This window comes from Oscillospiraceae bacterium, assembly GCA_015067255.1.
Classification (GTDB): Bacteria; Bacillota; Clostridia; order Oscillospirales; family SIG519; genus SIG519.
Genome location: SVMS01000018.1, coordinates 20,440 through 43,176, shown reverse-complemented (window position 1 = coordinate 43,176; position 22,737 = coordinate 20,440). Strand labels below are relative to the sequence as shown.

The 22,737-nt window shown below is 37.9% G+C and carries 20 protein-coding genes; 14 read left to right on the top strand and 6 right to left on the bottom strand.

The window, feature by feature from the left end; translation table 11 throughout:
• The coding region (locus E7480_05560) for a 1-deoxy-D-xylulose-5-phosphate synthase (protein ID MBE6904057.1) at positions 1 to 226 on the bottom strand (226 nt) is incomplete at its 3' end.
• Between the two features lie 269 nt (positions 227 to 495).
• Here E7480_05560 and E7480_05555 point away from each other — a divergent pair.
• Together E7480_05555 and E7480_05550 are read left to right on the top strand one after the other, a co-directional pair.
• Positions 496 to 1,344, top strand: coding sequence for a transketolase (locus tag E7480_05555; GenBank protein ID MBE6904056.1), 849 nt, complete (start codon positions 496 to 498; stop codon positions 1,342 to 1,344).
• Complete coding sequence (locus E7480_05550; GenBank protein ID MBE6904055.1) at positions 1,344 to 2,282, top strand: transketolase family protein; 939 nt, start codon at positions 1,344 to 1,346, stop codon at positions 2,280 to 2,282. Before E7480_05555 ends, E7480_05550 begins: the two co-directional genes overlap by 1 nt.
• Positions 2,283 to 2,350: 68 nt before the next feature.
• Here E7480_05550 and E7480_05545 read toward each other — a convergent pair whose 3' ends face one another.
• Entirely contained in the window at positions 2,351 to 3,874 is a 1,524-nt protein-coding gene (locus tag E7480_05545; protein MBE6904054.1) for a hypothetical protein, read from the bottom strand.
• A gap of 184 nt (positions 3,875 to 4,058) precedes the next feature.
• On the opposite strand from E7480_05545, the gene E7480_05540 reads away from it, so the two are divergent.
• A complete protein-coding gene (locus tag E7480_05540) occupies positions 4,059 to 5,126 on the top strand; it encodes a radical SAM protein (GenBank protein ID MBE6904053.1) in 1,068 nt (355 codons plus the stop codon).
• Positions 5,123 to 6,109, top strand: a complete 987-nt coding sequence (gene plsX / locus E7480_05535; protein MBE6904052.1) for a phosphate acyltransferase PlsX — start codon at positions 5,123 to 5,125, stop codon at positions 6,107 to 6,109. Before E7480_05540 ends, plsX begins: the two co-directional genes overlap by 4 nt.
• A 290-nt stretch (positions 6,110 to 6,399) precedes the next feature.
• Here the strand turns inward: plsX and E7480_05530 are convergent, their stop codons facing one another.
• Entirely contained in the window at positions 6,400 to 6,576 is a 177-nt protein-coding gene (locus E7480_05530) for a DUF1540 domain-containing protein (protein MBE6904051.1), read from the bottom strand.
• Between the two features lie 133 nt (positions 6,577 to 6,709).
• Between E7480_05530 and E7480_05525 the strand changes: the two genes are divergently transcribed.
• On the top strand, positions 6,710 to 7,387 hold the full coding sequence (locus E7480_05525; protein ID MBE6904050.1) for a serine/threonine protein phosphatase: 678 nt from the start codon (positions 6,710 to 6,712) through the stop codon (positions 7,385 to 7,387).
• 86 nt (positions 7,388 to 7,473) lie between these two features.
• Here E7480_05525 and E7480_05520 read toward each other — a convergent pair whose 3' ends face one another.
• Complete coding sequence (locus E7480_05520; protein MBE6904049.1) at positions 7,474 to 8,571, bottom strand: hypothetical protein; 1,098 nt, start codon at positions 8,569 to 8,571, stop codon at positions 7,474 to 7,476.
• Positions 8,572 to 8,849: 278 nt separating this feature from the next.
• Here E7480_05520 and E7480_05515 point away from each other — a divergent pair, with 278 nt between their 5' ends.
• The 7 genes from E7480_05515 (at position 8,850) to E7480_05485 (ending at position 19,399) form a co-directional block, all read left to right on the top strand.
• Positions 8,850 to 9,941 (top strand): cadherin-like beta sandwich domain-containing protein, encoded by a 1,092-nt coding sequence (locus tag E7480_05515; GenBank protein ID MBE6904048.1) that lies wholly within the window; start codon positions 8,850 to 8,852, stop codon positions 9,939 to 9,941.
• Between the two features lie 40 nt (positions 9,942 to 9,981).
• Complete coding sequence (gene typA, locus E7480_05510) at positions 9,982 to 11,805, top strand: translational GTPase TypA (protein ID MBE6904047.1); 1,824 nt, start codon at positions 9,982 to 9,984, stop codon at positions 11,803 to 11,805.
• A gap of 135 nt (positions 11,806 to 11,940) precedes the next feature.
• Positions 11,941 to 13,731, top strand: coding sequence for a polysaccharide biosynthesis protein (locus tag E7480_05505; GenBank protein MBE6904046.1), 1,791 nt, complete (start codon positions 11,941 to 11,943; stop codon positions 13,729 to 13,731).
• 64 nt (positions 13,732 to 13,795) lie between these two features.
• The gene (locus E7480_05500; GenBank protein MBE6904045.1) at positions 13,796 to 15,055 is read left to right on the top strand and encodes an L-rhamnose isomerase; all 1,260 of its coding nucleotides are present in this window, start codon (positions 13,796 to 13,798) and stop codon (positions 15,053 to 15,055) included.
• Between the two features lie 16 nt (positions 15,056 to 15,071).
• Positions 15,072 to 17,030 carry an SDR family NAD(P)-dependent oxidoreductase gene (locus tag E7480_05495; GenBank protein ID MBE6904044.1) on the top strand — a complete coding sequence of 653 codons (1,959 nt, stop codon included), beginning with the start codon at positions 15,072 to 15,074 and terminating at the stop codon, positions 17,028 to 17,030.
• 290 nt (positions 17,031 to 17,320) lie between these two features.
• On the top strand, positions 17,321 to 18,604 hold the full coding sequence (locus E7480_05490; GenBank protein ID MBE6904043.1) for a PHP domain-containing protein: 1,284 nt from the start codon (positions 17,321 to 17,323) through the stop codon (positions 18,602 to 18,604).
• A gap of 192 nt (positions 18,605 to 18,796) precedes the next feature.
• On the top strand, positions 18,797 to 19,399 hold the full coding sequence (locus E7480_05485; GenBank protein ID MBE6904042.1) for a cell filamentation protein Fic: 603 nt from the start codon (positions 18,797 to 18,799) through the stop codon (positions 19,397 to 19,399).
• 56 nt (positions 19,400 to 19,455) lie between these two features.
• Here the strand turns inward: E7480_05485 and E7480_05480 are convergent, their stop codons facing one another.
• A complete protein-coding gene (locus E7480_05480) occupies positions 19,456 to 19,803 on the bottom strand; it encodes a helix-turn-helix transcriptional regulator (GenBank protein ID MBE6904041.1) in 348 nt (115 codons plus the stop codon).
• 163 nt (positions 19,804 to 19,966) lie between these two features.
• Between E7480_05480 and E7480_05475 the strand changes: the two genes are divergently transcribed.
• Positions 19,967 to 20,461 carry a DUF1273 domain-containing protein gene (locus E7480_05475; GenBank protein ID MBE6904040.1) on the top strand — a complete coding sequence of 165 codons (495 nt, stop codon included), beginning with the start codon at positions 19,967 to 19,969 and terminating at the stop codon, positions 20,459 to 20,461.
• A gap of 62 nt (positions 20,462 to 20,523) precedes the next feature.
• Here E7480_05475 and E7480_05470 read toward each other — a convergent pair whose 3' ends face one another.
• Positions 20,524 to 21,315, bottom strand: a complete 792-nt coding sequence (locus E7480_05470) for a HAMP domain-containing histidine kinase (GenBank protein MBE6904039.1) — start codon at positions 21,313 to 21,315, stop codon at positions 20,524 to 20,526.
• A gap of 219 nt (positions 21,316 to 21,534) precedes the next feature.
• On the opposite strand from E7480_05470, the gene E7480_05465 reads away from it, so the two are divergent.
• Positions 21,535 to 22,731 (top strand): homoserine dehydrogenase, encoded by a 1,197-nt coding sequence (locus tag E7480_05465; protein MBE6904038.1) that lies wholly within the window; start codon positions 21,535 to 21,537, stop codon positions 22,729 to 22,731.
• Positions 22,732 to 22,737: the final 6 nt, after the last annotated feature.

Genomic DNA, 22,737 nt, shown 5'->3' with positions numbered 1-22,737 from the left:
GTTTTTGATGTCCCACATCCCATACTATTTTATCTTCGGGCACATCAAAAACCTTGAGAATGGCAACGGTCAGCTCAACAACACCTAAATTTGAAGCAAGGTGTCCGCCTGTTTTAGAAATATTATCAATAAGAAATTTCCGAATTTCAGAGCAGAGCTGTATCAATTCTTTTTCAGAAAGGCTTTTTACATCGGACGGATTTTCAATTTTTTCTAAAATACTCATATCACAAGCCCTGCCTTTCAAAAAATTTTAAAGTTTATTTTAAATGATAGTATACCATTCTAATAAATTATATTACATATAATATAAAAAGTCAATTTGTTTTATTTAATATATTATTTACTCTTGAAAAATCTTTAATACAGTGGTATAATTGTTATAATTGCGATATTTTTGTCAAAATTATTTTTTAAACAAGGGATTTTACAGTTTTATTTTCAGCTGTATTATTTGTGCATTTTTGCACATTCCCATATGAAAGGAAGATATAAATGGAAAAAGCAAAGCTTAACGAGCTTTCGGTAATTGCCGCAAAAACAAGATTGCTCATACTGAAAGCAGTACACAGCGCAAGCTCAGGACATCCCGGCGGTTCTCTTTCGTTAGCAGATATTCTGACTTACCTTTATAACGTGGAGATGAACATTGATCCCAAAAATCCTAAGGATGAAAACAGAGACCGTTTCGTGCTTTCTAAAGGCCACGCTTCCCCTGTTATTTATTCTGCTCTTGCGTTAAGAGGATTTTTCCCCGTTGAAGAAATCAGCAATTTCAGAAATATCAACAGTATGCTTCAGGGACATCCCGATATGAAGAACATTCCCGGTATAGATATGTCCTCCGGCTCTTTGGGACAGGGAATTTCCGCTGCTTGCGGTATGGCTAAATCAGCCAAAATTTTCAATAAGGACTACCGTGTATATGCCGCTATGGGCGACGGTGAAATTCAAGAGGGTCAGGTATGGGAGGCTGCTATGTTTGCGGCTCACTATAAGCTTGACAATCTCTGTGCAGTTCTTGACTTGAACGGTCTTCAGATTGACGGCGAAATCAAAAGCGTTATGTCCCCCTATCCCGTTGATGAAAAGTTCAAGGCTTTCGGCTGGCACGTTATTGTTATTGACGGTCACGATTTCAATCAGATTGAGGCTGCTTACAACGAAGCAAAAACAGTTAAAGGCAAGCCTACAATAATTATTGCAAACACAGTTAAGGGTAAGGGCGTTTCCTTTATGGAAAACAACTATGCATGGCACGGAAACGCTACCAATGAAGAACAGTATCAGCAGGCTGTAAGCGAATTAAATGCTCAGCTTGAAGCTTTGGGAGGTGCAAGATAATGGCAGATAAGAAGGCTACAAGAGAGGCTTACGGTGAGGCTCTTAAGGAATTCGGCGCAAAATATGACATCGTTGTTTTAGATGCCGACCTTACAAAATCCACAAAAACAGATACCTTTAAAAAGGCTTTCCCCGAAAGACATATTAACTGCGGTATTGCAGAGGGCAATATGATGGACGTTGCAGCAGGTATTGCAACTACAGGCAAAACGGTTTTTGCCTCCTCCTTTGCTATGTTTGCGGCAGGAAGAGCTTACGAGCAGATAAGAAACGGTATTGGTTATACTCATCTTAACGTTAAAATAGGCGCTACCCACGCAGGTCTTTCAGTTGGTGAGGACGGTGCTACCCATCAGTGCAACGAGGATATCGGACTTATGACTACTATCCCCGGAATGACTGTACTTTGTCCCTGTGATGCAGGCTCTACAAGAGCTGCTGTTGAAGCCGCTATTCTTCACGACGGTCCTGTTTATCTTCGTTTGGGACGTCTTGCCGTTGAAAGCATTTATCCCGCTGACCTTAAGCTTGAAATAGGAAAGGGCAACGTTCTCAGAGAGGGTACTGACGTTACTTTAATTGCAACAGGTCTTATGGTTCAGATTACTCTTAAAGCTGCTGAAATGCTTGCCGAGCAAGGAATAAGCGCAAGAGTTATAGATATGATAAGCCTTAAGCCTATTGACGAAGAGCTTATTATAAAGGCTGCAAAAGAAACAGGCTGTATAGTAACTGCTGAGGAGCATAACAGATTCGGCGGTTTAGGAAGCCTTGTTTCCTCTGTTGTTGTAAACAATGCTCCCGTTCCTGTTAGAATGGTTGCAGTTGAAGACAGCTTCGGAAAATCCGGAAAGGTTCCCGCTGTTCTTGAAAAATTCGGACTTACAGCAGAAAACATTGTAGCTAAGGCTTTGGAAGCAATTAAAGCAAAAAACTAATTTTAAATAGCGAAAGGGTGCAATCCGTAAGGACTGCACCCTTTCTTTTTTTGGAGGATTTTATAAAATTAGCTATCGGCTTGTTCAATTGGTTGTTCAAGAGCAACCGCTTCAAGCTCGGAAATAAGCTCATTGATTTTGGGAATATAGCCCGAGGGCAAACGTTTAAGATATTGTACTGTATCAATATGCCCATTCTGAAGCAGACTATCCAAAGTTTTAACGGCATTGATTTCACTCCAATATGTGCTTGGACCTACGTCTACCGTAGCTGTGTATTCAAAATTTCTTATACTCTGAGGTGTTATTTTTGCAAAATCAATAAATGAATCGTTGACAATAGGCACTGTACGTTCAACAGAATATTTATTTAAAATAAAGTCAAGCCAGATAAGAGCTATATCCTCTACGAAGGAATAGAGCTCCTGTTTTATTCCGTCAAGAGGAATTGCTGAGCTTTGCTGTAAGGAAATAATAGCAGAAGCGTTATCGGGTCTAACATTCTGACCCAAAAGAATGTCAGTAGCGCCCATATTTTCCTGAGTATACTGAATTGCTTTATCTATGAGTGTTATAACACTACCGTTCATTCCTGCAGGCTCAAGATATTTTGCAACTCCGTCTATTTCTCCCGTAACACCAACGGCACTTCCCACTGCATTATTCCACGCAGACAATTTAGTTTTATCGTATATAGCCTTGGGGAAAGCCGTATCCATTAAATGCTTCATAGCCATAGCAAATATTTTATTGATAAAAATCTGGTTCGGAGCAAGACCTGTGCCCAACGCTTCACCGTGATAGCAATTTTTACGCTTGGTATAGTTTGCAAAGGATATGGGATATCTGCTCAGTCCTGTGTCTATATTATCTCTTATTACAACGGTTTTAGTCGATTTGGTAAAATATATTTTACCGTTATCGCCCTTATAATATTTAATTAAAAAGGTACTTTTTCCGTCTAATTCAATGCTTGAAAAATCACCCATTTGGTCAGAGCAATCGTTGTCAGAAACAATTTCCTGCGCTTGCTTTTTGCTCATTCCGTAAAGCATAGCCTCTTTTCTCAGGTCCTCTGTCATAGCTCTGCCTGCAAGAATTATGTAAGGCTGTTTTTGTACGTGGCGGTCGTTTACGTTTCCGAAAAACACGTTTATACCGTCCACCGCTTCGGTAACAAAATCACCGTATACGCCGTTACCTATATTAAGAGTAGGGTCCCAATAGGTATGTGTTGCCATATCTCCCGAAAGTGCGGCATCGAGAAGTAAATCTCTCATCATTGAGTCCATTTTCATCTTTTCCCATTTTGTTGCGGCATATTTATTAAGCAAAAGCGCCGCATCTGCATTGTCCGAGCAATAGTTGATTTTTAACGGAGATGAAAGAATATATGAAACTATATAGTCCGTTATTCTTTTAAACATATTAAATACAGGTGTGGGCAAATTCCCCGCCTTCACTCCGTACCATTGGTCGCCTGCGTAAAATCTTTCATTTTTATCGCAGGCACTTTTATAGCCTATTTGAGAATTGTATTCTTTTCCCTTTTCGTAAAGCTTCCAATCCTCTGTGAAATTTTTTCTTGACATATTTTTTATTCCTTTCTTTGAAATTGTATTTGAAAATATGAAAAACTGTTAAATATGCAATAATATGCACTCTTGATTTTTTTAAAAAAATAATGTATACTATATTGTACTTGCGATTAGTTACCATAAAATCAGTATGCTATATAAAATTCGACAGCTTAAGTTTATGCCCTATTAAAACGAAATGGTGGTGGCTGAGCAAATTTTTGCTCACAGAAAGAATATGACTCACAGATGTTTGCCGATTTTTATTCCTCATATGGCGTGTAATAACAATTGCGTATTTTGCAATCAAAAAAGAATAGCCGGCACTGTAGCTCCGCCCACTGTAGCGGAGGTAAAAGCTATGCTTAAAAAAGGTCTTTGCTTTGCCGGAGGAACAACTCATATAGCATTTTTCGGCGGCAGCTTTACAGGTATCGAAAAAAAGCAGATGATTGCTTACCTTAAAGTTGCAAAGCAGTTTGTCGATATGGGTGATTATTGCGGAATCCGTGTTTCTACCCGTCCTGATTATATTTCAGAGGATATTCTGAAAATTTTAAAAAGATATAATGTAACTACAATAGAATTAGGCACTCAAAGTCTTGATAACGGCGTGCTTGCCGCATCAAAGAGAGGCCACACCGCAAATGACGTATACAAAGCTGTTGAACTTATCCGTCAATACGGCTTTGAGCTTGTTCTTCAGATGATGGTAGGTCTTCCCAAGGACGATGAGAAAAAGGCTATGCAAACGGGAAGAAAAATAGTTAAGCTTGCTCCTGACGGAGTGCGTATCTATCCCACCGTTGTTATTAAAGATACCGAGCTTGCCGAAATGTATGAAAAGGGTGAATATACTCCTCTTTCCTTAGACGAGGCTGTAGACATTTCCACAAAGCTGTTATCTCTTTTTGAGAAAAACAATATCCCTGTTATTCGTATAGGCCTTCATTCCGACGAATCTCTTACAGACGGGGACTCAATCGTAGCAGGTCCTTTCCACTCTTCCTTCGGAGAAATGTGTCACAGCCGAATTTACTATAAGCTTATATGTAAATCTCTTAAGACAAAAGAGTATAAGGATATTATTATAAGATGTGCTTTGGGTGAAATTTCCAAAATTACAGGAAACAGAAAAGCAAACATCAAAAGGCTTAAGGCTGAAATGGGAATTAAAAAGGTCAAGATAATAGAAAGTCCTAAGCTTACTCCAAAGAAAATAAGAATTACATCTCTTGTTAAGCAGTCTAAGGAGGGACTCTTTTGAAAATTATAGTTGATGCTTTCGGCGGAGATAATGCTCCCGAAGAAATAGTTAAGGGTGCCGCTGCCGCTGCACAAGAATACTCTTTAGAAATTGCTCTTGTGGGAGATGCCGATAAAATCAAAGCCTGCATTAAAAAAAATAATATTTCGCAGCCCTTAGAAATTATCCACGCTGACGATGTTATGACAATGGAGGACGAGCCTACAAGTATACTTAAAGCAAAATCAGGCTCCTCTATGGCTGTAGGTCTTAAAGCTCTTGCCTCGGGCAGAGGCGATGCTTTTGTAAGCGCAGGAAATACAGGCGCTTTGCTTGCAGGAGCTTCTCTTTTGGTAAAAAGAATAAGAGGAATAAAGCGTGCCGCTATTGCAACCGTGCTTCCCAAAAAGGAAGGCTGTTTTATGTTGCTTGACTGCGGCGCTACTGTTGATGCAAAGCCCGAATATCTTTCTCAATACGGTCTTATGGGCAGTGTCTATATGCAAAAGGTTATGGGTGTAGAAAGCCCTAAGGTTGCTCTTTTAAACAACGGCACAGAGGAATGTAAGGGCACCCAGCTTCATATTGACGCTCACGCTCTTTTAAAGGAAGAAAAAGTAAACTTTATAGGAAACATAGAGGGCAGAGAAGCTATTTTAGGCGATGCCGACGTTATTGTGGCTGACGGCTTTTCGGGAAATATTTTTCTTAAAGCAATGGAGGGAATGGGTAACTTTATATCCGGCTCCTTGAAAAATGTTTTGTATTCCAGCTTAAAAACAAAGCTATCAGCATTGATAATGAAAAAGGAGCTTAACAGCTTTAAAGCTCAGCTTGATTATAAGGAATACGGCGGCGCTCCTCTTTTAGGGATACGTAAGCCTGTTATCAAGGCTCACGGAAGCTCTGATGCCAAAGCTATAAAAAGCGCAATCAGACAGGCTAAAAAGATATGCGACGTAAAAGCTATCGAAAAAATTTCTCAAATATTTGAAGCTGATTAAAAAAAGTGGGCTGTAAAAAAACGAAAGTTTTTTACAGCCTCATTTTTAGGATATAGGAAAATCAAGCAAAATCTGTCAATTTCACGACGACAAGTATTTGTTGTCGGTTACTCGACAGCGCACAGAGGTATGTCGAGGGCGAAATTAACATATAGCATAAAAAATATATTTTTAAAAACTATCAAAAGGATGTTTTTACATTGATTTTTTGCTCGTTCTTACATAAAAGAACAGTATCTATTCTTTATTTTCCTGTTTTATGCGCTTTGCTTTTTTACATTCCCTTATCTTTAATCCTTTTTAAAGGATGCACATACCGTCTGTGCGGCAGTGTCAGCAAAGGAAGGACCTACGTTGATTGAGTCTGCTCCGCAGTGATTGTCGTCACAATGGTAAACACAGTTGCAAACATTACATTTAATGTTTTTGTGACCCTTCTTATTTTCGTGGTTATTAAATAAATCCATATTCAATCAATCCTTTCTAATTAGCTAATTTTTTACCCTTTGCAATAGATATTTTTTGCTTTTATTTTTAATTTATTATTGAAAATTTTTTCTAAATTTTAAAAAGGAGGTTTAAGTCTTGTCAATTTTTGCAATAGGTGACCTTCATCTTTCCTTCGGTGTTGATAAGCCTATGGACATTTTCAAGGGCTGGGAAAACTACACTCAGCTTTTATACGAAAACTGGCAACAAAAAGTATCTGATGAGGATACTGTTGTTATATGCGGAGATTTTTCCTGGGCTATGACACTTGACGAGCTTAAGCCCGATATGGAATTTCTTTGCTCATTAAAAGGAAAAAAAGTGCTTTTAAAGGGAAACCACGACTATTGGTGGCAAACCCAGAAAAAGCTTGATAATTTTATAAAAGAAAACAATTTTTCAAATATTGAATTTTTATTTAACAACACTATTGTAAGAGAAAATTATGCTCTGTGCGGAACAAGAGGCTGGCTTCTTGAAAACAAAAGCATAACTGAAAATGACAGAAAAATAATAAACAGAGAATGTGGAAGATTAGAGCTTTCTTTAAAAGCAGGAGAACAAACAGCTCTTCCTATAATTTCTTTTATGCACTATCCCCCTGTCTTTGACAACTATGAATGTGAAGGTATAACTGAGCTTCTCAAGAAATACAACGTAAAAAAATGCTTTTACGGACATATTCACGGCAACGGCTCGATGTACTCAGTTTTCGGAGAATATGACGGAATAGATTACAAGCTTGTATCTGCTGATAATATAAAGTTTTCCCCCGTTTTAGTAGTTTGAAAAGGGAATGTAAAAAGTAAATAACATATAAAAAAAGTATCGCTGTAATTAAATGCGATACTTTTTTTGTTTTTAAGAATTTTAACTTATTTTACAAGAAGAGTTTTTATATTTTTACGTGCCTTTGCATCATCAAAGGCTTTGTTTACATCTTCAATTTTATAGCAGGTTGCAAGGGAAAGTATAATATCCTGAAGCTTAGGATTTTTCTGTAAAAACTCTAAATATTTTTCCACATCACACATTGAATACTGAGATGAGCCTATAATATGAAGAGCTTTAAAGGTTATAAGCTGAGGCTGAATTTCAATACCGCCGCTGTTGGAATACTGACCCGGCACCATATAAACGCCTCTGTTTCGAAGAAGGCTCATTCCTGTAGGTACAGCCTTGGGATTTCCCGATGCTTCAAAAACAACGTCAGCTCCCAAAGAATCTGTCATTGAAAGAATATGCTCGTTAAGCTCTGCTTCTGTAATACAATTCAGGTCAATAACCTCAGTTGCGCCCAGCTCTTTAGCCAATTTTTCAGAAGCCTCTGTTTTATTTACAGTAAGCGCAATTACGTTTTTAATGCCCATAGCCGCAAAATATGCAATAGCAAAAGAGCCTACAGGTCCTGTTCCCTGAACAATTGCAGTTTCTGCCTTCTCGATATTACAGCCTGCTTTCTCAGCAAGAGAAAAAGCGTGAATTGCTGTAGGTCCGGGGCAAGCAAAAACGCAAGCCGCAGTGGGATTTATCTCCTCAGGAATTTTAATCATATTTGAAACGGGAGAATAGTTATATTCACCGTATCCGCCAAAGAAATGAGGTGCTTCATAAGGATTTCCGCCGTTGGAAACGTTCATATTTACGCAGTTAGCGTCGTCCCCTTCTTTACAAAGCTTACATTTTCCGCAGGGAATAGCAATATCAACTATTACATTATCCCCTTCTTTTAAGCCGTACTTTTCTGAGTCCTCTTTTAAAATATTTGTTATTTTACCTACAAATTCGTGGCCTATAACCATAGGGCCCTTAAAAGGCAATCTGCCTGTATGAATATGAATATCAGTTCCGCATACACCGCTTGCAATAAGCTCTACCTGTGCATAGCCGCTTTTTGGCTCTGTAAGCTCAAATTCTTTAATTTCAAAAGGTACATTTTCTTTTGTATAAATGGCTAATTTTGCTGTTTTCACAATAATCACTTTCCTCCGAATTTATATTTAATTTAATATTACTCTTTTTTATTTTTTTGTAAACACATTAACTTGACATAGGTGGACAATTATGACATATTTGCCGCTTTTTGATATTTTAAAATCGCAGTTTTTTAAATTTTATAAAAATAAGAATAGTTTTATAAAAAAAACTATTGCATTGAGCCGTTATTTTTAGTACAATATATGATAGTGTAAAATCGATTTATTATGTCCTGAAGGTATTTTTATTAAGGACGGAAGAATGGAGAATTATTATGAAAACAACTAAAAAGATTATTTGCACGATTTTGACGGTATTTATACTGATGAATATGTTTACATTTTTCAGCTTTGCCGCTTCACCAAAGGTAGTGGTTTCAATCAGCTCTGACCGTACATCACAGACTGCGGGAAAAACCATTATGCTGACTGTTAATATTGATGTTAAAAACGGTGACGGTCTTACTATTGAAGAAATGAACAGACTTAAAATCAATTTCAACACCTCTCTTTTTGAGCTTGAAAGCGTTGCTCCCTTAGTAGACAGCAACGGTTTATCCATTTCAAAAAGCAATCCTGTCACAATAAACTTCAAAAGAGAAGGCGAAGAAAACTTTAACGGCGATATAGCAACCATAACCCTGCGTATTAAAAACACTGCAGATGTGGGTGAAACCAGCTTTGCTTTTTCCGTTTCCTCTTTCCTTGACAAAAACAGAAAATCCATTTCTTACAGCTGTGATTCCCCTTATACCGATTTTGTGATTTCGGATAAAGCTTCTTCAAATAATCTGCTTTCAAACCTTGTAGCAAACGAAGGTAAGTTAAGTCCTAATTTCAACAAAAATACAACTAAGTACACTATGACTGTACCCAACAATGTTAAGAGAGTAAATCTTCAGTATGCTACTGAGGATACTGCCGCAACAGCTAAAATAAGTGGTGCTTCCAATCTCAAGGTTGGAGAAAACGAGGTTAAAATCACTGTAACAGCAGAAAACGGAACAACTAAGGTATATAAAATTACTGTTACAAGAGAAGCAGAAAGCGCTTCCAACGATACCTCCTCCATCATTCCTCCCGTTGACGATTCAATGAGCAAGGAAACTTACGAGAAGGAGCTTCAGAAGGCTAAAAACAGAAATCTCATAATCAACCTTGTATTGATTTTCATTATTCTTGCAGAAGCTGCTTATATAATTATAGACAAAGTTTCCAAAAGAAAGCCTGCTCCCAAAGCTGTTATTCCCGATTCAGTAGCAGCTGCAATCAACGAAAGCTCTGGGGAAGATTTTGATGATGACGAGGGCGAGCCTCAGAATATTATCGACAGTATTCTTAACAATACAGATGACGACCTTGAATAAAGGATGTAAAGAATAAGTTGCAAAAAAGGAGAAAACACTCTTGATTAGAACAGACCTTAGAAATATAGCAATTATTGCTCACGTTGACCACGGTAAAACAACCCTTGTAGACGAAATGCTCAAGCAAGCGGGCGTTTTCAGAGAAAATCAGGTTGTGGCTGACAGAGTTATGGACAGTAACGACATTGAGCGTGAGCGTGGAATAACTATCCTTGCAAAAAACACAGCGATACATTACAAGGATATGAAAATCAACGTTATCGACACTCCCGGACACGCAGATTTCGGCGGCGAGGTTGAACGTGTTTTAAAAATGGTAAACGGAGTTTTGCTTTTGGTTGATGCCTTTGAAGGTCCTATGCCTCAAACCCGTTTCGTTTTGCAAAAGGCTCTTGAAATGGGCCACAAGGTTATTATTGTAATAAATAAAATTGACCGTCCCGACGCCCGTCTTAAAGAGGTTGGAGACGAAGTTCTTGAGCTTCTTATGGATTTGGAAGCTACAGACTCTCAGCTTGACAGCCCCATTGTATACGCTTCGGCAAGAAAAGGAGTCGCTTCCCTTTCTCCCGACGTTTCTGAAGGCGACCTGCTTCCTCTTTTAGATATGATTGTCAACTATTTTGATGCTCCCGAGGGTGACGAAAACGGTCCTTTGCAAATGCTTGTTTCCTCTATCGACTACAACGAATATGTAGGAAGAATTGCCGTAGGCAGAATTGAAAGAGGAAAAATAAAGCAAAACCAAGATGTTTGTGTTGTAAACTATCATACCGACAGCAGCTTCAGAGGTAAAATTTCAAATATTTATCAGTTTGATGCTCTTTCAAAAACTCCCGTTACCGAAGCTCAGATAGGCGACATTGTATGTGTTTCCGGCATTGAAAACATTTCTATCGGTGATACTGTCTGCGATGTATCAACCCCCGAAGCAGTAAGCTTTGTTAAAATTTCCGAGCCTACAGTTGAAATGACTTTTTGTGTAAACGACAGTCCTTTTGCGGGAAGAGAGGGGAAATTTGTAACATCCCGTCATTTGCGTGACAGACTTTTCAAGGAGCTGTTAAAAGACGTTTCCTTACGTGTTTCCGAAACTGAAACCTCGGAGGCATTCAGAGTTTGCGGACGTGGAGAAATGCATCTTTCTATTCTTATTGAAAATATGCGCCGTGAGGGCTACGAGTTTCAGGTATCAAACCCCCGTGTTATGTATAAAACCATTGACGGTGTTGAGTGTGAGCCTGTAGAAAAGCTTCTTATCGACGTTCCCGACAGTACAGTGGGTGCAGTTATGGAAAAAATGGGCTTAAGAAAAGCTCAGCTTCAGCATATGACTCCTCAGGGAAGCCGTGTGCGCCTTGAATTTTTAATACCCGCCAGAGGTCTTTTCGGCTACAGAAGTGAATTTATGACAGATACAAGAGGTGAAGGAATTATAAACTCCGTTTTCCATTCCTATCAGCCTTATGCGGGAGAAATTCCCACTCGTTCATTGGGCTCATTGGTTGCTTTTGAAACAGGTGAAAGTGTTACCTACGGTCTTTTCAATGCTCAGGAAAGAGGCCGTCTGTTTATCGGTGCAGGTGTAAATGTTTACGCAGGAATGGTTGTAGGTACAAACCCCAAGGGCACAGACCTATCGGTAAACGTATGCAAGAAAAAGCACATTACCAACACAAGAGCCTCAGGAAGCGACGACGCACTAAGACTTATACCTCCGCAAATTCTTAGTCTTGAAGAATCCTTGGAATTTCTTGAATCAGACGAGCTTTTAGAGGTTACTCCCAAATCCTTGAGAATACGCAAAAGAATACTTGACCACGGACTTAGAATGAAAAACAGCGTTACCAAAAAAAATAACTGATTTTTTCGGAAAGGGGCTTGAGTTTTGAAACGTTTTTTAAGAATTTCTTTACTTTTGGCAGCCGATGTTATAATTGTCGGAATAAGCATACTCTTTTCTTATGTCACACAGCTTGGTTTAGACTTTTTCAGGGATATGAATTATACGGATGTAATAGTTTGTTTCCTTTCTCTCTCTGTTATTTCGCTTGTTTCAAATATTCTATTTGACTGTTATGAGAGAAGCTGGAAAAACGCAGGTATAGTGGAGCTTATCCGCCTTTCCTTTTCCTGCCTTGTTTCCTGTACCCTGCTCTATATACTAAGCTTTATTTTTAATTGGGTTTCGCCCGTTAATAAAATAGAGATAAATATTTTCTTTGTTATAACGGTATGTATGCTTCAGTTTTTCCTTATGAGTCTTATACGCTTTATAGAAAGAATATTTAACACACTTTTTTCCTTTTCCAATTTAGTGAAAAATAAAAGCTATAAAAAAATAGTACTTTTTGCCTCTCCCGAAAATATCCGTCTTTTAGCTGAAAACATATATTCAGGCGGAGATTTTAAAGATTATAAAATTATTCTTATCCCTTCCGAAAAACAATCTTTAGTATTAAAATCAATAGGTACTTTTCCTGTTGCAGGCTACGGTATTGAAGGTATTAAGCAGGCTGTTTCTCAAAAAGACGTAGAAAAAGTCATTGTGCGTAAAAACGACTTTGACAGCGATACTCTTTTTACACTTCTTGAAATTTGTTCAGATAACAACTGCTCCTTGGAAACAATTTTAAGCATTGAAGAATACAGTGAAAATTACGGAAAGCCCAATTTCCAAAATCTCAGAATTGAAGATTTGCTTGGCAGAGAGCCTTCGGTTATGGAGGACAATATAGTTAAAGAATACATAACCGGAAAAATCGTTCTTGTAACAGGCGGTGCGGGCTCTATAGGCTCTGAAATCTGCCGTCAGGTACTGAAATATAAATGCGCTAAGCTTTATGTAATGGACGTAAACGAAAACGGTCTTTTCTATTTAGATGCAGAGCTTAAACAAAGCTTTCCCAATGCAAATTTCAAAATGCTCTTAGGCTCTATAAGAGATGTAGGCAGATTGGAAGATGTTTTTTCTACCTTCCGTCCCAACGTTGTTTTCCACGCAGCAGCGCACAAGCACGTTCCTCTTATGGAAATCAACCCTGTAGAAGCTATTAAAAACAACGTTTTTGGTACGTATAAGCTTTGTGAAGCCGCTATAAAATATGAGGTATCAAAATTTGTTCTCATTTCCACAGACAAGGCTGTTAATCCTACAAACGTAATGGGCTGTACAAAGAGAATAGCCGAAATGGTTATTCAGGAAATGAATTCAAAATCCGATATAACAGATTTTTCTGCCGTACGTTTCGGAAATGTTTTGGGCAGTAACGGAAGCGTTATTCCTACCTTTATGAGTCAAATCGAAAAAGGAGGTCCCGTAACTGTTACCCACCCTGATATACAGCGTTATTTTATGACTATTCCCGAAGCTGTTTCTCTTGTTTTACAGGCGGGTGCTATGGCTGAAGGCGGAGAAATTTTCGTGCTTGATATGGGCAGTCCCATAAAAATTCTGACTCTTGCAGAAAATATGATAAGACTTTCAGGTCTAAGACCTTATAAGGATATAAAAATTGACTTTACTGGTCTTCGTCCCGGTGAAAAAATGTTTGAAGAACTGAGCTTTGACGATGAAATGCATTCAAAAACGTCAAATGAAAAAATATTTATTTTGAAGATACACGGCACAAGCGAAGACTTTGAAGATAAAATGTCAATGCTTTCAAATATAGTAGCTCAAAATAATTTTTTAGGCTGTGTTGCCTGTCTTATGGACGTTGTTCACGAATACCATCCTGCAAAGAACGCTCCTGCGGCACCTAAGTCAATTTTAAGAAAAAACATATAATATTATGCTTTTTTATGAAGAAAATAATATTATTTAATAATATCAAATAAACGGAGGAAGAGAAATGAAAACACTAAAAGGCTATGAAGCCGCAAAAGAAATTTACGCAAGATACGGCATAGATGTTGATAAGGCACTTGAAATTCTTGACAAAACTCCTGTGTCAATTCATTGTTGGCAGGGCGATGACGTATCAGGAACAGAAAAAAAGGCAGACGAAGGTCTTTCCGGAGGTATTCAGGTAACAGGTAACTATCCCGGAAAAGCAAGAAACGGCGATGAGCTCAGAAGTGACCTTGAATTTGCTATGAAATATATTCCCGGCGCTAAAAAAATAAATATTCACGCAAACTATCAGGAAGCAGACACCTTTGTTGACAGAAACGAAATCGAGCCTAAGCACTTTGACAAATGGGTAGATTGGGCAGTAAAGAACGATTTAGGACTTGACTTTAACCCCACATACTTCTCACATCCCAAGTCTGACAAAGGAACTCTTTCCAATGCAGATGAAGATATCCGCGCATTCTGGATTGAGCACGGTATCCGTTGCCGTAAGATAGGCGAATATTTCTATAAGAAAACAGGTAAGCCCTGCGTTATAAACCACTGGACTCCCGACGGAGATAAAGAGTTCCCTGTTGACACTCTTTCTCCCAGACTTCGTCTTAAGGACAGCTACGATAAAATTTTTGAAGCTACAAAAGATGTTGAAGGCGTTATTGACGGTATTGAGTCAAAGGTTTTCGGTATCGGTCTTGAAAGCTATACTGTAGGCTCTCACGAATTTTGTATGGGCTATGTTGCTAAAAAGAATATTGACCATATCATTTTAACTCTTGACACAGGCCACTATCATCCCACAGAGGTTGTTTCTGCAAAATTGGGCAGCGTTTTTGCTTTCTGCGATTCTGTATTGCTTCACGTTTCCCGTCCTGTACGTTGGGACAGCGACCACGTTGTTGCTTGCGATGACGAAACAAAAGCAATTATGGAAGAGCTTGTAAGAATGGGCAAGCTTGACAAAACCTATATTGCAACCGACTTCTTCGATGCTTCAATCAACCGTCTTGTTGCTTGGATTTCAGGCCTCAGAAATACTAAGAAGGCTATTTTAAGCGCACTTTTACAGCCCGTTGAAAAAATGAAGGAGCTTGAAGCAAACGGCGACAACAGCTCAAGACTTGCATACACTCAGGAATTCAGAAATACGCCCTTCTCTCTTGTATGGGATTATTACTGCGAAAAGAATAATGCAGGCGTAGGTCTTGATTGGCTTGATGATGTTAAAGATTACGAAAAAGATGTTCTTTTAAAAAGATAACTAAGGAGTTTTAAAAATGAGTTTGCAATTACTAAAAGAAATGTCCAACAGATACGGTTCCAACCCTGCATATGTTCTTGCAGGCGGCGGAAACACATCTTATAAGGACAACGAGGTTATGTATGTTAAAGGCTCCGGTGTTTCCCTTGCGGAAATCACCGAGAGCGGCTTTGTTAAAATGGACAGAGCACGCTTGAATAATATATTCAGCTCCACCTATTCTTCAGATCCCGACACCCGTGAGGCTGAGGTTCTGAGAGATATGATGGCGGCTCGTTGCATCGGAGAGGAAAACAAACGCCCCAGCGTTGAAGCTCTTCTTCACAATGTTTTACCCTTTACCTTTATTCTTCACGTACATCCTTCAAAGGGAAACGGTCTTACCTGTTCAAAAAGCTATGTTCAGGCAGTTTCTCAGCTTTTCCCCAACAATTCCATAACAGTCGGTCAGATTATGCCCGGATACATTCTTGCAAAAGATGTAAAGGATAAAATGGAAAGCTATGAAAAAGAGCACGGCAAGCTTCCCACCTATATTTTCCTTGAAAATCACGGTGTATTCATCGGCGGTAACAGCATTGAAGAAATTGATGCCGCTGTTGAACAAATGGATGCTGCTTTTGATAAGAAAATAGTAAGAAACCCCGATTTTTCAGAGGTTGAATACGATAAGGAATTCGCTGTTTGCGCTATTCCTGCAGTTCGTATTTTAGCGGCTGAAGGAAAGGTTGCTACCTTTGTTACAAACAAAGAGGTTATGAACGTTGTAGCAAGCCGTGAGAATTTTGAAAAAGCAACTCCCTCCTTCTCCCCCGACCATATGGTTTACTGTAACGATAAGGCTCTCTTTATTGAAGCTTCCGGAATTGAAAGCTTTTATACAGAGCTTGAAGAAAAAATCAAAGAATACAAGGCTGAAAATAACAAGCTTCCCAAAATTATCGGTCTTAAAAACGTAGGCTTCTTTGCTTGCGGAAATGACAAGAAAAATGCTGATATTGCAGCATCTCTTTTCCTCAATGCAATCGAAGTAAGCGTTTATGCTGAAAGCTTCGGCGGCGGAAAGCCTATGAAGGATGAGCTTATATACGCTATAAACAACTGGGAGGTTGAAAGATACAGAAGAAGCGTATCTGCAACCTCAGGAAACGGCAACCGTCTCAGAGGCAAAATTTCAATAGTAACAGGAAGCGCTCAGGGCTTTGGCTTAGGTATTGCTAAGGAAATGGCAAAAGAGGGCTCATATCTTGCTATTGCTGACCTTAACGGCGACGGTGCAAAAGCTGTTGCAGAAGAGCTTAACAAGGAGTTCGGAAAAGGTACTGCAATAGGTCTTACAGTTAATGTAGGCGACGAAGAAAACGTTAAGCAAATGATTTACGATATGACACTTGCATACGGTGGCTTAGATGTTTTTGTTAACAACGCAGGTATTGTTAAGGCAGGCGGTTTAGAGGAAATGCAGCTTAACGCCTTTGAGCTTGTTACAAAGGTAAACTATACTGCATATTTCCTTTGCACAAAATATGCTGCAAAAATTATGAAAATTCAAAACCGTTTCACAGATGAGTGGACTGACATTATTCAAGTAAACTCTAAATCAGGTCTTGAAGGAAGCAAGAGAAACTTTGCTTATGCAGGAAGCAAATTCGGCGGTATCGGTCTTACAGAGTCCTTTGCTCTTGAGCTTGTTGAGGACAGAATTAAGGTAAACAGCATATGCCCCGGAAACTTCTTGGGCGGACCTTTGTGGATGGACCCCGAAAAAGGACTTTTCGTTCAGTATCTTAAAGCAGGCAAGGTTCCCGGTGCAAAAACTGTTGAGGACGTAAAGAAGTTCTACGAAGCTAAAGTTCCTATGAACAGAGGCTGTGAAACAATTGACGTTGCAAGAGCTATCTTCTATGCCGTTGAACAGGATTATGAAACAGGACAGGCTATACCCGTAACAGGCGGACAAATAATGTTAAATTAGGAATGTAAAAAAAGCGAAGAACGCATAAAACAAGAAAAGAAAGAACAAAAAATAACGGAAAAACATTTTTATATAATTTTTTAATAAATATATGTTTTATGCTATCTGTCAATTTTGCCCTCAGAGTACCTCTGTACAGGTAACCTACAACAAATCTTTGTTGTCGCGAAATTGACAGATTCTGCTTGATTTTTCCTATCCCCTAAAAAACAGGCTGTAAAAAAACTCTCGTTTTTTTACAGCCCGAATTTAATGTGATAAGATTAATCCTAAAGGAGTTACGATTTATAATGCAAATCGATATATCAGCACTTGAACAAAAATTAAATGCAAAAACAAAGGAAGAACGTCTTGATGCTTTAAGAGAGCTTATTGCTCTTGAAAACGAGGGAAAAATAGACAAGCCTCAGACAGGTGCATATGTAAACAACCATATTCACACAATTTATTCTTTTTCTCCCTATTCCCCTACTGCTGCCCTTTATTTTGCGCGTAAAGCAGGACTTATAACAGCGGGAATAATGGACCACGACTCTGTAAGCGGCTGTAAGGAATTTATTGAAGCGGGTGAAATTGCTTCAATGGCGGTTACCTGCGGCTTTGAATGCAGAGTAAGAATGGACCACACCTCTCTTGCAGGAATAAGAACAAACAACCCCGACCAGAAAGGCGTTTCCTATGTGGCAATACACGGTATTCCTCATCAGATGATTGACAAATGCGAGGAATTTTTAAAGCCTTACCGTGATAAAAGAAATATGAGAAACAGAGAAATGACCAAAAAAATCAATGAAATTGTTGCCCCTTACGGACTTTCCATTGATTTTGACAAGGATATTGCTCCCATTTCTCAAAGCTATGAAAACGGAAGCATTACAGAGCGCCATATTCTTTGTGCATTAGCTAACAAAATAATTGAAAAATGCACTAAGGGTGCTCCCGTTGTTGATTTTATTAAAAACTCCCTCAATATTTCTCTTTCAGAGAAAATAGAAGGATTTTTATCAGACGATAAAAACCCCCACTATATATACGATTTATTAGGCGTATTAAAAAGCAATTTTGTATCTCAGTTTTTCATTGATGCAGTAGACGAATGTCCCTTTATTGAGGATTATATTGCCTTTGCAAACAGCATCGGCGCTATTTCCGCATACGCTTATTTGGGCGATGTAGGCGACAGCGTAACAGGAGATAAAAAGGCTCAGAAATTTGAAGACGAATATCTTGATGAGCTTTTTGATATGCTGGGTGATTTGGGCTTTAAGGCAGTTACCTATATGCCTTCAAGAAACACTATGGCTCAGCTTGAGCGTGTTATGAAGCTTTGCGAAAAGTATGACCTTTTCCAGATAAGCGGAGAAGATATAAACACCTCTCGCCAATCCTTTATCTGTCCTGCTTTGGAAAAGCCTGAATTTGCTCATCTTTCCACAGCTACCTGGGTGCTTATAGGCCACGAAAAAGCGGCAAGCAAGGATATTGATGACAATATGTTCAGTGAAAAAATTGTTGCAAAATACCCCAAAATAAAAGACAGAATTCCCTATTACGAGAATATAGGAAAGAATTAAAAAAGAGGCTGTATAAGTCAATTTTGCAATGACAAAAACTTGTTGTCGCTCAGACTACTATTAAATAATCTAAATCATTAGATTTATAAAACCAAATTATCCGCCCGAAGAGATTCGAGCGGATTTTTTTATTGTAATATTAATTTTTATGTGGTATAATATTAATGTAAAATCGCAAAAAGAGGTGACGGGATGCTTGAAAATAAACTTGGCATAACAGATTCTGCCGAGCTTGCTCGTGAAGAAGAGAAAATCAGCAAGAAGAAAGCGGTGGAATTGTTCGAAAATAGAGTTCTTGATAATTTAGAATCGGGCAAAATGTCGTCCCTTATAGCCATTCACAAGGCTTTATTTGAAAATATTTATGATTTTGCAGGCAAAATTCGCACGGTTAATATTGCAAAAGGAAATTTCCGTTTTGCTCCTGTTATGTATTTAGAGGTCGCGCTTCAAAATATTGATAAAATGCCTCAATCTACTTTTGAACAAATAGTCGAAAAATACGTCGAAATGAATATCGCTCATCCGTTTCGTGAAGGAAATGGCAGAGCAATGCGTATTTGGCTTGATTGTATATTGAAAAACGAAATCGGCAAAGTTGTCGACTGGAGTTTGGTGGATAAAGATGACTATTTACTCGCTATGGAACGCAGCCCCGTTAAAGATATTGAAATAAAACATATTCTTAAAAACGCTTTAACAGATAAAACGAATGACCGCGAAGTGTTTATGAAGGGTATTGACCACAGTTATTATTACGAAAATTATACTACCTTCAAAACAGAAGATTTATAATGCAAGAGAGAACAAGTTTTTGCTTTGTTCTCTCTTTTTGTTTATATCAAAAAATTTTAGTCTTTATCAATCCCACAGGATTTTGCATATGCGCAAACAAGCTCTTCTACACAGCGGGACTGTTCGGATGTCATTTTTGAAAGATATTTATTTAAAGAACATTTCATATCTCTTGTTGCCGTTCCAAACAATAAATAATCCGCATCTATTTCAAGTGCTTTGCAAAACTCCATAAGCTTTGCAACAGATAAACCGCACAAGCCTCTTTCTATATCACTTATTTGCTGAGCACTTCCTAAATTCACTTTTTCTGCCAATATTTCTTGAGTTATATTTTTATTTAATCTTATTTCTTTAATTCTTTCCCCTATAGCAAGATTGTTTTTATCTTTATTTTTCATCATTACACCTCATAATTAAATGATATACCGTTATTATAAGGTTTATACACTTGTTATTTAATAATGTAATACCCTTATTATAAGGGTAACAACTTGACTATCGAACTGTTTTATTCTATAATAATATCTATTAAAAATACTGTATTATTAAAAGGCGGTATAATTTATGGATATTATAATAGAGCAAGATAATACCTGTTGTTTCGTTGGTAACAGAACAATAAATGAAACGAAAGAATTGAAAAAGGGTTTATATGAAAGTATTGAAAGACTGATTAATGAGGAGAATGTAGATACATTTTTATTTGGCAGTAAGAGTAATTTTAACTCTTTATGTGTTGAGTTGGTAACAGAAATAAAGAAAAAATACCCGCACATAAAACGAATTTATGTGCGGGCTGAATTTCCTTACATAAGCGAAGATTACCGAAATTATCTTTTGGAGAGCTACGAAGATACCTATTATCCCGAGAAAATTCTCGGTTCGGGAAAAGCCACATATGTTGAACGTAACTATGAAATGATAGAAAAAAGTAAGTTTTGTATTGTATACTATGATGAAGCAAATACACCTGTTACCCGCAAAAGCGGAACAAAAATTGCGCTCAATTATGCAATAAAAAAAGGCAGAGAAATCATAAAATTTCCCGACAATGAGTAAACAGAAGCTCTCCAAAAAGTAAATTAACGGATACGGCTTAAAAACCGTATCCGTTATAACCATTATAGTTCAAAGTATGACAGCTCTTCCAATACTCTCTGTTCAAAATTATAATCGCAAAACTCGGGGACAATTCTATTAAAGCCTTTAGATTTGTTTTTATTTTGCAGATACGGCATTTTAAGAACAAATTTACAACCGTTTTCATTCTCAAAATCCACCTTCAGTTCACCGTCCTGAAGTCTTGCAAAATTATGAGCAATAGCAAGTCCCATTCCTATTCCGCCAAAATATCTCGGGCTTTCTATATCTCTTCTTATATTTTCCGAAAAAATCTTTTTTGAAGTGCCTTCATCAATAGCTGCTCCGTTATCGCTGACCTTTAAAACCCAGTAGCTGCTTTCATATTCCAGCGAAATATCTATTGTTGCCCCTTCTTTTGTATTCAATATGGAATTTGATATGATATTTAGAATTATTCTCTCTGTTTTTTCTACATCTATAAAGCTTATTTTTGTATTTAAAGGCTCTGAAAAATTCAAAAATACTTTTTTATTTTTATTGCTCTCTCTTATTTCTGCAATAAGCTCTCTGCAAAAAACAGATACATCGCAGGAAACATAGTCCATTTCCAGTTTATTTTCTTCTATAGCTTTAAAATCAGCCGCATTTTCAATGGTTCTGAGCATATTATAAGAGGATTTGGAAATTATTTTTATGTATTCCTTAATCTTTTCCTTACTCTCATTATCCTCAAGATTCAGCTTCTGAGCTAAATTTGCCGTAGGTAATACAACGCTCAAAGCCTCTCTGAGCTGATTTGACAATTCTTCAAACATATCAGAATTTTTCATTTACTCACCTTTTAAGTCATTTATGAGTTTTATAATAATACAATTTTCGACAAATGTCAACTTTTGTCGACTCTTTGATTTGCCTGCTATTGCTTTATTTTTTTCTTAAACTATAATTTTATACTTATAATTAAAAAATCATTTACAAATGAAAGAATTTGTAGTAAAATAAAAAGGATATTTAATTTGAAGGGATGTTTTTTCTTGAAAGCTGCAATAATGGGATACGGAGTTGTAGGCTCCGGAGTTGCCGAGGTTCTTATAACAAATGCAAAGCATATTGAATCAAAAATCGGCCAACCTATTGAAATTTCAAAAATTTTAGATTTGCGTGATTTTGACAATGATCCTCTTAAGGATAAATTCACAAAAAATTTCGAAGATATTTTAAACGACTCTGAAATAGGCGTCGTTGCTGAGGTTATGGGTGGAATTACCCCCGCTTTTGACTATGTAATGGCTTTACTTAAAGCAGGTAAAAGCGTAGTAACCTCAAATAAGGAATTAGTTGCTGCCAAGGGCGCAGAGCTTCTTAAAACTGCTAAGGAAAAAAACGTCAATTTCCTTTTTGAAGCTTCCGTAGGCGGCGGTATTCCCGTGCTTCGCCCTCTTCATCAGTGTCTTGCTTCAAATAAAATTATTGAGATATGCGGTATTTTAAACGGAACTACCAACTATATTCTTACCAAAATGATAAATGAAAACAGAAGCCTTGAGGATGTGCTTAAGGAAGCGCAGGATTTAGGCTATGCCGAAAGAAATCCCGCTGCTGATATAGAAGGCCACGATGCTTGCAGAAAAATCTGTATTTTAGCTTCCCTTGCTTTTTCAAAGCACGTTTATCCCGACAGCGTGCATACAGAGGGTATCACCTCAATAACTCTCAATGACGTAAATCTTGCTCAAAAGGCAGGCTATGTAATAAAGCTTATCGGCAAAGCAAAAATGCATTCTGATAACACTCTTTATATCTTAGTTGCTCCTATGCTTATTGAAAACAGCTGTCCTCTTGCCTGTGTAAGCGACGTTTTCAACGCCGTTATGGTAGAGGGTAACGCTGTGGGTGACGTTATGTTTTACGGAAGAGGCGCAGGCAAGCTTCCTACTGCAAGCGCAGTTGTTGCCGATATGATTGACTGTGTAAAGCACGTAAACGCCCGCAAAGAGCTTTTCTGGCAGGATAGTGACAACAGCTTTGTGTCAGATATCAAAGAGGAAAACGTGCGTATGTATGTACGTATTTGCCCCGAAGGCTTACAAAAGGTAATGGAAATATTCCCCGATGCTAAGACAATTCAAATTGAAAACGACTTTGCTTTTATAACCTCCGAAATGAAGGAAAAGCAAATAGACGAAGGCCTTGAAAAGCTTAAAGCTTACGGATTTGAAGCAATAAATAAAATCAGACTTAAATAGTATCTG

Bases quoted from the DNA above. Each gene is read 5' to 3' on its own strand.
- E7480_05555 (MBE6904056.1), top strand. From the start codon at position 496: ATGGAAAAAGCAAAGCTTAACGAGCTTTCGGTAATTGCCGCAAAAACA.
- E7480_05550 (MBE6904055.1), top strand. From the start codon at position 1,344: ATGGCAGATAAGAAGGCTACAAGAGAGGCTTACGGTGAGGCTCTTAAG.
- E7480_05545 (MBE6904054.1), bottom strand. From the start codon at position 3,874: ATGTCAAGAAAAAATTTCACAGAGGATTGGAAGCTTTACGAAAAGGGA.
- E7480_05540 (MBE6904053.1), top strand. From the start codon at position 4,059: ATGGTGGTGGCTGAGCAAATTTTTGCTCACAGAAAGAATATGACTCAC.
- E7480_05530 (MBE6904051.1), bottom strand. From the start codon at position 6,576: ATGGATTTATTTAATAACCACGAAAATAAGAAGGGTCACAAAAACATT.
- E7480_05515 (MBE6904048.1), top strand. From the start codon at position 8,850: ATGAAAACAACTAAAAAGATTATTTGCACGATTTTGACGGTATTTATA.
- E7480_05505 (MBE6904046.1), top strand. From the start codon at position 11,941: ATGAATTATACGGATGTAATAGTTTGTTTCCTTTCTCTCTCTGTTATT.
- E7480_05500 (MBE6904045.1), top strand. From the start codon at position 13,796: ATGAAAACACTAAAAGGCTATGAAGCCGCAAAAGAAATTTACGCAAGA.
- E7480_05495 (MBE6904044.1), top strand. From the start codon at position 15,072: ATGAGTTTGCAATTACTAAAAGAAATGTCCAACAGATACGGTTCCAAC.
- E7480_05490 (MBE6904043.1), top strand. From the start codon at position 17,321: ATGCAAATCGATATATCAGCACTTGAACAAAAATTAAATGCAAAAACA.
- E7480_05485 (MBE6904042.1), top strand. From the start codon at position 18,797: ATGCTTGAAAATAAACTTGGCATAACAGATTCTGCCGAGCTTGCTCGT.
- E7480_05480 (MBE6904041.1), bottom strand. From the start codon at position 19,803: ATGATGAAAAATAAAGATAAAAACAATCTTGCTATAGGGGAAAGAATT.
- E7480_05475 (MBE6904040.1), top strand. From the start codon at position 19,967: ATGGATATTATAATAGAGCAAGATAATACCTGTTGTTTCGTTGGTAAC.
- E7480_05470 (MBE6904039.1), bottom strand. From the start codon at position 21,315: ATGAAAAATTCTGATATGTTTGAAGAATTGTCAAATCAGCTCAGAGAG.
- E7480_05465 (MBE6904038.1), top strand. From the start codon at position 21,535: ATGGGATACGGAGTTGTAGGCTCCGGAGTTGCCGAGGTTCTTATAACA.